This window comes from Pseudoalteromonas sp. HM-SA03, assembly GCF_002289345.1.
In the GTDB taxonomy this organism is placed as follows: domain Bacteria; phylum Pseudomonadota; class Gammaproteobacteria; order Enterobacterales; family Alteromonadaceae; genus Pseudoalteromonas.
Map to the genome: position 1 here is coordinate 26213 of NZ_NSDG01000052.1, position 10671 is coordinate 36883.

The 10671-nt window shown below is 44.3% G+C and carries 6 protein-coding genes (1 of these 6 running past the window's edge); 5 read left to right on the plus strand and 1 reads right to left on the minus strand.

Annotated features, from left to right (window positions below):
- Positions 1-122 precede the first annotated feature (122 nt).
- Positions 123-2381, plus strand: coding sequence for a DUF5916 domain-containing protein (locus tag CKO50_RS10790; protein ID WP_095728156.1), 2259 nt, complete (start codon positions 123-125; stop codon positions 2379-2381).
- Between the two features lie 119 nt (positions 2382-2500).
- Here the strand turns inward: CKO50_RS10790 and fadE are convergent, their stop codons facing one another.
- Positions 2501-4954 (minus strand): acyl-CoA dehydrogenase FadE, encoded by a 2454-nt coding sequence (fadE, locus tag CKO50_RS10795; RefSeq protein WP_039496080.1) that lies wholly within the window; start codon positions 4952-4954, stop codon positions 2501-2503.
- A 532-nt stretch (positions 4955-5486) separates the two neighbouring features.
- Between fadE and CKO50_RS10800 the strand changes: the two genes are divergently transcribed.
- The 4 genes from CKO50_RS10800 to CKO50_RS24610 all read left to right on the plus strand — a co-directional run.
- The gene (locus CKO50_RS10800) at positions 5487-5807 is read left to right on the plus strand and encodes a DUF6419 family natural product biosynthesis protein (protein WP_010606266.1); all 321 of its coding nucleotides are present in this window, start codon (positions 5487-5489) and stop codon (positions 5805-5807) included.
- 83 nt (positions 5808-5890) lie between these two features.
- Positions 5891-7015, plus strand: coding sequence for a 4-phosphoerythronate dehydrogenase (locus CKO50_RS10805; RefSeq protein ID WP_095728157.1), 1125 nt, complete (start codon positions 5891-5893; stop codon positions 7013-7015).
- A gap of 36 nt (positions 7016-7051) precedes the next feature.
- Positions 7052-8068: an aspartate-semialdehyde dehydrogenase gene (locus CKO50_RS10810; RefSeq protein ID WP_095728158.1), complete on the plus strand. Its 1017-nt coding sequence runs from the start codon at positions 7052-7054 to the stop codon at positions 8066-8068.
- Positions 8069-8357: 289 nt separating this feature from the next.
- A protein-coding gene (locus CKO50_RS24610) for a FimV/HubP family polar landmark protein (protein ID WP_255229524.1) crosses the window boundary here: on the plus strand, positions 8358-10671 show its 5' portion. It continues 35 nt past the right edge of the window; 2314 of the gene's 2349 nt are visible here — the first part of the coding sequence; it begins with the start codon at positions 8358-8360; its stop codon lies off the right edge, out of view.

Below are 10671 nucleotides of genomic sequence, written 5' to 3' on the forward strand. Positions count from 1 at the left end.
TAGCGTTTCTTAAGATTAAGTCAATGTTTATAAAGGTTAAGTCAGCTTTCTTCAGAAAAAGTTTAGAACTTTTTACGGCAAAGTTTGTTGCAATAGCAGGCATAACTCTGAGGAAAGTATGTATGAATAAAAGCAATAAATTTTGGCTTGGTTTAAGTTATCCCATGATGGCAGGAGCTGTACTTGCGGAACCTATCGTGATTGATGGTAAGTTGAATGAAGCGCAATGGGGTTCTGCTACGCACTTTGAACAATTTGTTCAGGTTGTGCCTGTAACTTTGGCATCTGCCAATGACAAAATTACTGCAAAAGCCTTTGCAACCGCTGACGGTGTTTATGTTGGTATTAAAAACTTTCAGAATAAAGCCGAGCGCAAGCGACAATTCAATATCCATGACCGCTTTATGCAAGCTGACTTCAATCGGGTAGTTGTGGACTTTTCAGGCGACGGTAGTAGTGCATATCAATTTTCGGTGACATTAGGTGGCGGCTCGCAAGATGGTGTTGTAACCCCAAGCTTAAACGTGGATTACGATTGGGATGGGGACTGGCACTATGCTAATCACATTGAAGATACGTATTGGACCACGGAATTATTGATCCCTTGGCATACCGTGTCGTTTCAGCCAGGAGATGAGCAGGGGCTTACAAAGATTGGGGTTTCGGTACAGCTGTATGAACTTAAAAGTAATTTTATCTATGCAAACCATGAGGATACAACAGCAAATAGCGATTTCTTCCTGACCATGCCAAAGATCACAGCACAGATCCCCGCACATTCTCAATTGGCATTTGTGCCTTATTTTGCGCATCAGGCTCAATTTGCACCGCTAAGCACTTCACCTTCCGAGCGCCAGCACCAGTCCGATGTTGGCTTTGATTTGTTTTACAAGCCTTCTCATCATCAGAAGGTGAGTCTTGCCGTGAATCCCGACTTTGGTCAGGTGGATATCGATGATGTTGATGTGAATTATTCGGCCGTAGAAACGCTTCGCACCGATAAACGTCCATTTTTCACCCAAGATATCAGCCTGTTTGAAGTTTCTGCACTTGAGAGCACTAAGCTTATTCATACTCGTCGTATAGGGGCATCAAGTGATGATGGTACACGCGCAATCACCCCCATAGATGCGGCGCTACGATTTGTACATAAAGGAAAGTCGGTACAATTTGGTACTTTTGCTGTGTCTGAGTCGGACTTTTCGGATGATATCGGTAAGCAGTTTCTTGCAGCAAGAGCTAATTATCGCACGCAAGATTGGCAGGCAGGTGTGCTTGCAACCAAAACAGACAGACCGTTTTTTGAGCGTGATGCTATGAGTTATGCCCTTGATGGCCAGTATCGTAGTGATACGTGGTCTTTCAAAGGCGCGCTATTACAAACTGAGGTGGAAACACAAAAGCAAAGTGTTACAGGTCAAGGTGTATCGCTAGACGCGGAGTATCAACTTTCGTTACAGACGAAGTTCGCTGCGCGCTACTTTGCTGTGGATGACGAATTTGATAACCGTGATCTCGGCTATATGAAACGCAATGACTGGCAGGTGAGCGAGCTTTATGGTGAATACTCGATGCACCCAAAAGACAGCTGGTTTACCAGATTAAAGCAGTCACTCACACTGAGGCATGAGCAGAATAATGCTGGAACAGGTTTAGCGGCCAGACAAGCATATTTAGCGCAGTTTTTGTTGGCAAATGGTGGTCAGCTCAACCTCGGGCTAGATTATTACACTAGCGGTAAACAAGACAACTTAGGGCGAGGCACAGAGGTGTTTGAGATGCCAAGCCGTGTGGAGTCTCGGGTCTTTTATCAAAGCCCTTATGTGGGGGATTTTTCTTGGGCAGCAAGTGTTGAGCTTGACCAAGAAGGAATATCAGGCTCAGCGCAGCAATACGCCGTGGATTTGACTTGGATGCCACACTACAACTGGAACCTTAAGTTGAGTAATTTCTTTAGAAGCGGTGATGGCTGGCTGATGGCAAACGGACACAACCGCTTGAGTGAATACGACAGAGATGAGTTTTCCAATAAGCTGGAATTTAACGGTCGGATCACTGACAACCTTGAACTCAGTGGTTCGCTACAGTGGACGATACTTGAAGCGCAAAGTAAGACGATTTATCAAATTACCAACGGAGAGCTTCGCGAAATTCATGGTGACACCAGTTTTGACGACAGGCGCTTAGCAAGCCAGATAAAACTGCGTTATCGCATGGGTGCATATTCAGATATTTTTTTAGTGTATCAACGAGGAGGTGCAAACTTTTCGACACTTGAAAAGTCGCAGGTCGGGCGCAGAGACTGGTTTGGTAGTGTCGCCGATTTATGGCAACAACCAGTGCAAGACTTAGTGACGTTTAAAGTGCGATATTTATTTTAAATCACTAGAGCTGTGTTCCCCCGGCTCTAATCTGCCAAGAAAAAGGTCAGAAAATTCTGACCTTTATATCCACGCTAATTGCTATGGTAGTATGGATCACACTACCTAAACAAAAATAGTTATGCTGCGTCTGCTTTACTTGATTCCTTCGTTCTTGCTTTACCGGCAAGTAACTCTTCAGGGTCAAAGTCATCAACGTTGATAACGGCAAGACGTTTTGCTTCAACGGCAGTCAATTTAGCCGCTTCGTCTTCGCTCAGTACACCTGCTTCAAGCCCCATTGCTGCTACTTTATCAAGTTGCATAAACGGTAACTTTTTACCAGTACCACGGCATACCTTTTCAAATAACGGCTCTACGGCAAGAATGTCTTTTAGCGTTTGCTCTTGCTTACCAAGCAAGCACAGAGGCTCATCTTTTAAGTAGATGTGTGTTGCAAGGCGATCACGCGTTTCGCTAGGTACTTGAAGTAACTGAGCAAGTTTGTGCTCCATTTTGTCGGTTGGTTTACGAACAGGACGACCAAATGGGAACAGGACCACTTTCAATAGGCCACGTAATGCAGCAGAAGGCATGTTGTTGATTAAGTCTGCAAGGGCACGTTGACAAAGGTACAGGTGCTCCTGACAAGACCATTGCACAAACGGTAAGTCTTCTTTACGACGACCTTCATCGTTATAGCGCTTAAGCGTTGCAGAAACCAGATAAAGGTAGCTTAATAAGTCGCCCAAACGTGCAGAAATACGCTCTTTACGCTTAAGTGAACCCCCAAATACAGCCATACAAATATCAGACATTAATGCCAATGACGCACTGTAACGAGCGGCGTTACGGTAATAAACCGCAGTTTCATCGTTAAATGGTACTTTGGTGAAACGTGCACCGGTTAGCGCTAACCACTTAGTTCTTACCAAGTTCGACATAGTGAAACCGATGTGACCCATCAAGGATTTATCGAAGCTATCAAGCGCTTCTTGTTTATCTTTGATAGAACAAGCCTCAAGTTCAGCCAGTACAAAAGGATGGCAGCGAATAGCGCCTTGACCGTAGATGATCATGTTACGGGTTAGGATGTTTGCACCTTCTACCGTAATTGCAATTGGTGCACCTTGGTAACCACGGCCAACGTAGTTGTTTGGACCTAGACAAATCCCTTTACCACCATGAATATCCATGGCATGGATGGTTGAAGCACGCATTTGTTCGGTTAAGTGGTACTTCAAAATGGCAGAAACAACCGAAGGTTTTTCACCTAAATCTACCGCGCCAGTTGACATAGTCACCGCAGCATCAGAGCTATACGCATAGCCACCCAGTTTCGCTAGTGCCTCTTCAATCCCTTCCATCTTACCGATAGGAAGTTTGAATTGGCGACGAATGCGGCTGTATGCACCACTTGCAACTGCAAGGGATTTAATACCACCGGCAGAGTTTGAAGGTAGCGTAATAACACGACCAACCGACAAACACTCAACTAGCATGCGCCAGCCTTGTCCTGCCATTTTTGCGCCACCGATAATGAAATCGAGTGGTACAAACACGTTTTCGCCTTGGGTAGGGCCATTTTGGAATGGTACATTCAGTGGGAAATGACGGCGGCCAATTTTTACGCCAGGCGTGTTTGTAGGAATAAGCGCACAAGTAATACCTAATTCTTCTTTATCACCTAATAGACCGTCTGGGTCGCGCATCTTAAACGCCAGACCAAGTACAGTCGCAACAGGTGCTAAAGTAATATAGCGTTTGTTCCACGTTAGGCTAATACCTAAAACTTCTTCACCTTCCCATTCGCCTTTACATACCACACCAAAGTCAGGGATAGATGAAGCATCAGAGCCCGCTTCTGGTGACGTTAATGCAAAACAAGGGATTTCATCACCCACTGCTAGACGAGGTAAGTAGTGTTCTTTTTGCTCGTCAGTACCGTAGTGCTGAAGTAGTTCACCTGGGCCTAACGAGTTAGGTACGCCCACGATGGACGAAAGTAAAGTTGATTTACTGGTAAGCTTTTGTAGTACACAAGATTGCGCGTAAGCCGAAAACTCAAGACCACCGTATTGCTTTTTGATGATCATCGCAAAGAACTTGTTGTCTTTTAAGTATTGCCACACGTCTTGCGGTAAGTCAGTCAGTTCGTGCGTTGCTTCCCAATCGTTAAGCATGGCACACACTTCTTCCACCGGACCATCCAAAAACGCTTGCTCTTCAACGCTCAAGCGTGGCTTTGGAAACTGATGAAGTTTATCCCAGTTTGGGTTACCACAAAATAGATCGGCTTCCCACCAAGTCGTACCTGCATCAATTGCTGACTTTTCGGTTTCTGACATCGTCGGCGTAACTTTTTTGAACGCTTTAAATGCTGGAGCCACGATGTACTGCTGACGCAGGTTCGTTACTGAAAGCGGAATAACAATCGCTAAGAAAATTAACCAAGAGATAATGCCAAATGCACCAGCAAAGGTGCCAACTAGCATTGTAACTGCTGCAATACCTAGAGCGGTATTCCAGCTTGCGCGATGATAGCTTGCTGCGCTGAGCAAGGCTAACAACGCGAGAACAAATATAAGTGTCATGTTGTTCTTCCTTATAAGAGGTCTGACCACCCAGTTAGACTAGCTGGTTAACGCTGATATTTCAAGCGTCTTCATACCCTCTATGCGAATTAGTTGATGCCTTGTTGTGACATATTATTTACGTTTTGTACTGAATCTAAGTGTTAAATGAGTCATGCTTCTCGTGACAGTAATTTAAAAGTTATTGATTACACCCCAGCTATAACCTGAGAGAATTTTCAACGCTATTAATTACTGATCGATATTTAAGTGTAATGAACGTAGTGCAATATGACGAAAATGCACATGAATTTTCTTTCAGCGAAGTGCCTAATATGTGCATTATAATTGCCAAAACTTCATGTCGGATTTGCATTGAAATACACGTTAATGTTTCTACAATTGGGTTAAGCATAGCCACGAAATGGTGCTTTTAAGAATTGCTAAGGAGTAGCAAATGCAGTCCATTTCCTTGGTAGCTATGTGAATTAGGATTTACCGCCACGACCTAGTGTAGCGGTTGATATTGCTATCTATGTTAAGGAGAAACAAGATGCAGCAGAGTATTTTTTATCTAGTCACTATTTTGGCCTTTGCGGCTATGTTGTCGGCCTTTCACCTCTTTCCTGAAGCGGTAATTTTTAATGTTTTTAGCAGTTTGTTTGCCGCATTACTTGGCTACCGAGCTTATACCCGTTGGGCTTTATTATTGTGTTGTATTAACGTGTTGGCCATGACGTTTTGTCCTTTGCTTGATTCAGGTGGCTGGTTAAGCCTCAAGGGAGCGGTCGTTTTTGTATGTTGTGTGATGTTTTTTGCAATAGCGTTTGGTTGCAATAAAGCGGTGACACAAAATAAAAGGTTTTATTATTAGTCGCCTACCTTGCCATGTTAAACTCGACTCAGGCGATGTGTTATCGCCTGAGTACTCGAGACAATAGGTGACAGGAAACCCGCATGCGAATATTAGCCGATCAAAATATGCCCTTAGTTGAGTCATTTTTCTGCGAAATTGGTGAGGTAACTCGGTTTGATGGCCGTAACCTTCAACCTGACGAGCTAAAAAATGTCGATATTCTGTTGACTCGCTCAGTCACTAAGGTCAATGAGGCCCTGTTAGCACAAGCCGATAAACTGAAGTTTGTAGGGACTGCGACAATCGGAATTGATCATATTGATACCTCGTTGCTGGACAGCGCCAGTATCTCGTTCAGCAGCGCACCAGGCTGTAATGCGATAGCTGTTGCCGAGTACGTGATAAGCGCTCTACTTGCATACGCACAAGAAACCTCCACGGCACTTAAAGATAAAACGATTGCCATCATTGGTGTTGGTAATATTGGCGCGTGTTTAGCATCAAAGCTTAAAGGGCTTGGACTTACGATATTATTGTGTGACCCAGTCAGGCAGCAAGCAGGGACATTAGATTCACATATAGCCTTAGATGAAGCTTTGGCTCGCGCGGATATCGTGACATTTCACGTTCCATTAGTTAAGCAGGGCCCGCATAAAACGGTTCATCTACTTGATGCACCGCGGATAGCGGCATTAAAGCCGGGTACGGTGATAATCAATGCAAGCCGTGGAGATGTTATCGATAATCAAGCGCTTTTGCGCGCTGTAGAGGGTGGGCAAGCGCTCGAGCTGATCTTAGACGTTTGGGAAAATGAGCCGAATATTTTGCAGCCATTATTGCAATATACTCGCTTTGCATCTGTACATATTGCTGGCCACACGCTGGAAGGCAAGGCACGAGGCACGCAAATGTTATACGAAGCCGTATGCCGAGAATTCGATTTACCAGCCAGCAAAACGATTAGTGATTTTCTCCCTAAACCAAGCGTCACAGCCTGCCAGTTGCAAAGCACGGCCAATGAGCAAGATATTGTCAATTTAGCGCATCTCGTTTATGACATTCGTCGTGATGATGGCATCATGAGAAAACAGCTAAACACATTGGGCTTTGATACCTTGCGTAAAGCATATCCCGTGCGTCGAGAATTTAGTACAATTGCAGTCAATAATGACTCACCAATCAGTGAAAAGCTTTACCAACTTGGTTTTTCTGAGCACAAGAGTTAAGTGCTGTGTTGGTATATTACAGAATGAGGAAAAATAATGTCGCAAAAATATAATGTTGCGGTACTTGGCGCAACAGGCCTTGTTGGCAAGCAAATTATTGAATTACTAGCGGAACGAAAATTTCCTGTAGACACATTGTACCCACTCGCGAGTAGTCGAAGCGCGGGTGAAGAAATTGACTTTATGGGTGAAAAAATCGAAGTTCTGGATGTTGAAGAGTTTGATTTTTCTAATGCCCATATCGGTTTGTTCTCAGCAGGTGGTTCCGTGTCGGAGAAATATGCACCAATCGCCGCGGAAGCTGGCTGCATTGTGATAGATAATACCTCACATTTCAGATACGACTTTGATATTCCGTTAGTAGTTCCTGAGGTGAATAAAGACAGTCTTGCCGATTTTAGAAATCGTAACATCATTGCTAACCCAAACTGCTCTACAATCCAAATGCTAGTGGCACTTAAACCAATTTATGATGCCTATGGTATTGACAGAATTAATGTCTCAACTTACCAAGCGGTATCTGGCGCTGGTAAAGAAGCGGTAGACGAGTTGGCTAAGCAAACTGCAAACTTAATGAATGCAAGACCGATGGAAAACGAAGTGTTTAGCAAACAAATCGCCTTTAACGTCATTCCTCAAATTGATGCATTCCAAGAAAATGGCTACACCAAAGAAGAAATGAAGATGGTGTGGGAGACGCAAAAAATCTTGGGCGATTCGAGTGTTTTGGTTAACCCGACAGCGGTTCGCGTCCCTGTGTTCTTTGGTCATGCTGAAGCCATTCATCTTGAAACACGCATGCCTTATGATCTTGAACATGTTAAGCAGTTACTTGCTGATGCGCCGGGTGTGGAGTTAATTGAAGACGAAAACGACTACCCAACACCGGTAAGTGATGCCAGTGGTAACGATACCGTCTATGTAGGTCGTGTAAGGCAAGATATTTCACATCCACTAGGCTTAAACTTATGGGTGGTATCAGACAACACTAGAAAAGGTGCCGCAACAAATAGCATCCAAATTGCAGAAGTTCTGATAGAAAGCTATCTATAAGTACCCATTGATATCGCAAAGTAAGCAAAGTTTTGCTTACTTTTCTGCGCTATGACGGCAAACTTCTGCCAAGAAGTTTGCCGTTAAGTCAAATACTTGACTATTCTTCACCTATATCAGCTATTCCAAAATCAGTAAAAAGCATTATAACCATGTTAACTTTCAATACGTTGCAATGGATATTCCAACATATCTGGTTTATAGTTTGCATTTGGAATAGAGCTTGCTTCAAAGCCATAATAATAAAACGTCGTTTAACGGGTGTTAAACATTTGAGTAAAGGATCGGCATGCGCGGTTTAGCCTTATTTAGTATCTTTGTATTCGCACTGATTGCCACACCAGCATATACCCAAGAGGGGGTAGTGCTAAAAGGCCCTAAAGGGGTCGATTATGGGGCTCAAGGTAGGTCGATAGGGCCCATCAGACCTACGGATACATTGTGGCGTATAGCACAAAAAGTGCGACCAGATGACTCGGTCACCATTTACCAGGTGATGAAGGCGCTTTATGATAAAAATCCTAATTCATTTCTAGATAAAAACCTCAACCATATGCAGGATGGGGCGTATTTACGTATTCCTACCATCAATGAAATTCGTAGTGTTAACCCTGAGTTGGCAAAGCAAAAGTCGGATCAAGATGACAAACTTTGGGAAATGAAGCGTAAGGGATTATTGAACCCAAATGCAATAAACGAAGCTGAAAAAAAGGTTACACAAGCTCGCAAAGTCGATGTTGAAGAAGCAAAAAAAGACCTGACTAATCAACTGCGCTCTTTAAAGATGGAACAGGACATGAGGCTGATGGACTTACAAAAAGAGTTCAAGTCCTCGGTGCGTAATGTTGAAGAAATCCTATCCGAAAACAATAAGTTAAAGCAACAGCTCGGCGCTATTTCTACCGAGCTTCAAACGGTTCGTACTCAACTTGGAAAAGACAGCGAAATCCAACAACAGCTAAAGGCTGTTATCGACTTGCAAAATGAAATGATTGATCAGCAAGCCGCTCAAGCAAAAGCGCAAGAAAGTAGCGAGTTAAGCGCATTTTTTAGCTCGCCAGCTGGCATTGCATTACTTGCTACATTGCCAGCACTACTGGCAATTGCTGGATTCGTTATGTTCCTACGCCGGAGAAAGCAATCTCAGACGTCAACAGACGATGACGATTTTCTTCCGCAAACACCATCCGTGGCTGCAGGCGCTGCGTCGGGAGCTGCAACCGCTGCGACTGCATTTGACCCTGAGCCAGACCCACTTGATATCGGAATGGGTGACGATGAAGATGCACTGGGCGCAAGCGTTCAGTTAGATGACGATATCTTACCTGAAGACGATGAAATTACCTTTGACTCACTTGATGACGACTTCGATGAAGGAAGTGATACGTTAGATCAAGACGAACTGGATAGCTTACTAAACGAAGATATTTCGTTTGGTGATGATCATGACGAAGACTTTATGCAACAGAGCTTTGACGAGGCTGGTGATGAAGTTTCGCTTGATGTTGATGATAGCAAAGATATTTTAAGTGACAGCGATCTAGATGATTTATTCAACGAATCTCAAGACGAAGAAATTGATGTTAGCGATGATGCCCTTGCTGCTTTGAGCGAAGAGCTTGCAGATGAACAAGGTAGTGCTGTTGCAAACGACGATGATATTGATTCAATTCTTGACGGTGCGCTAGATGAAGAGCCCGAATTTAGCGGCAACTTTGATAGTGAGAGCCTAGTCGATGCTGATGATATCGACGCGCTACTTGATGCCTCTCAAGATGCTGACGATGATGCATTGCCTGATTTTGAAGAACCAAGCACTGAGCTTGAGGGTGATGATATTGATGCCCTGTTAAATGAAGTTCAAGACGATGCGTTAGCCGAAATTAACGAAGAGCCGGATACGCTTGACGGTGATGATATCGATGCCTTATTAGATGAGGCACAAGAGGACCCATTACCTGAGCGGGAGGAAGAGTCTGATGATCTGGCTGGTGTCGATATCGATGCCTTATTAGATGAGGCACAAGAGGACACATTACCTGAGCTGGAAGAAGAATCCGATGATGAGCTGGCCGATGATGAGCTCGAAGCCTTACTAGACGAACCTGTAGGAGATGCTTTACCAGAGCTGGAGGAAGAGTCTGATGAGCTGGCCGATGATGAGCTCGAAGCCTTACTAGACGAGCCTGAAGAAGATGCTTTACCAGAGCTGGAAGAAGAATCCGATGATCTGGCCGATGACGAACTCGGTGCATTACTCGACGAACCTGCAGAAGATGTTCTACCAGAGCTGGAGGAAGAGTCTGATGAGCTGGCCGATGATGAGCTCGAAGCCTTACTAGACGAACCTGTAGAAGATGCTTTACCAGAGCTGGAGGAAGAATCCGATGAACTGGCCGACGACGATCTCGATGCATTATTAGATGAAGCACAGGAAGAGCCGTTACCTGAACTGGAAGAAGAGTCCGATGAGCTGGCCGATGACGAGCTCGGTGCATTACTAGACGAACCTGCAGAAGATGTTCTACCAGAGCTGGAGGAAGAATCCGATGAGCTGGCCGATGATGAGCTCGAAGCCTTACTAGACGAACCTGTAGAAGATG

Bases quoted from the DNA above. Each gene is read 5' to 3' on its own strand.
- CKO50_RS10790 (WP_095728156.1), top strand. From the start codon at position 123: ATGAATAAAAGCAATAAATTTTGGCTTGGTTTAAGTTATCCCATGATG.
- fadE (WP_039496080.1), bottom strand. From the start codon at position 4,954: ATGACACTTATATTTGTTCTCGCGTTGTTAGCCTTGCTCAGCGCAGCA.
- CKO50_RS10800 (WP_010606266.1), top strand. From the start codon at position 5,487: ATGCAGCAGAGTATTTTTTATCTAGTCACTATTTTGGCCTTTGCGGCT.
- CKO50_RS10805 (WP_095728157.1), top strand. From the start codon at position 5,891: ATGCGAATATTAGCCGATCAAAATATGCCCTTAGTTGAGTCATTTTTC.
- CKO50_RS10810 (WP_095728158.1), top strand. From the start codon at position 7,052: ATGTCGCAAAAATATAATGTTGCGGTACTTGGCGCAACAGGCCTTGTT.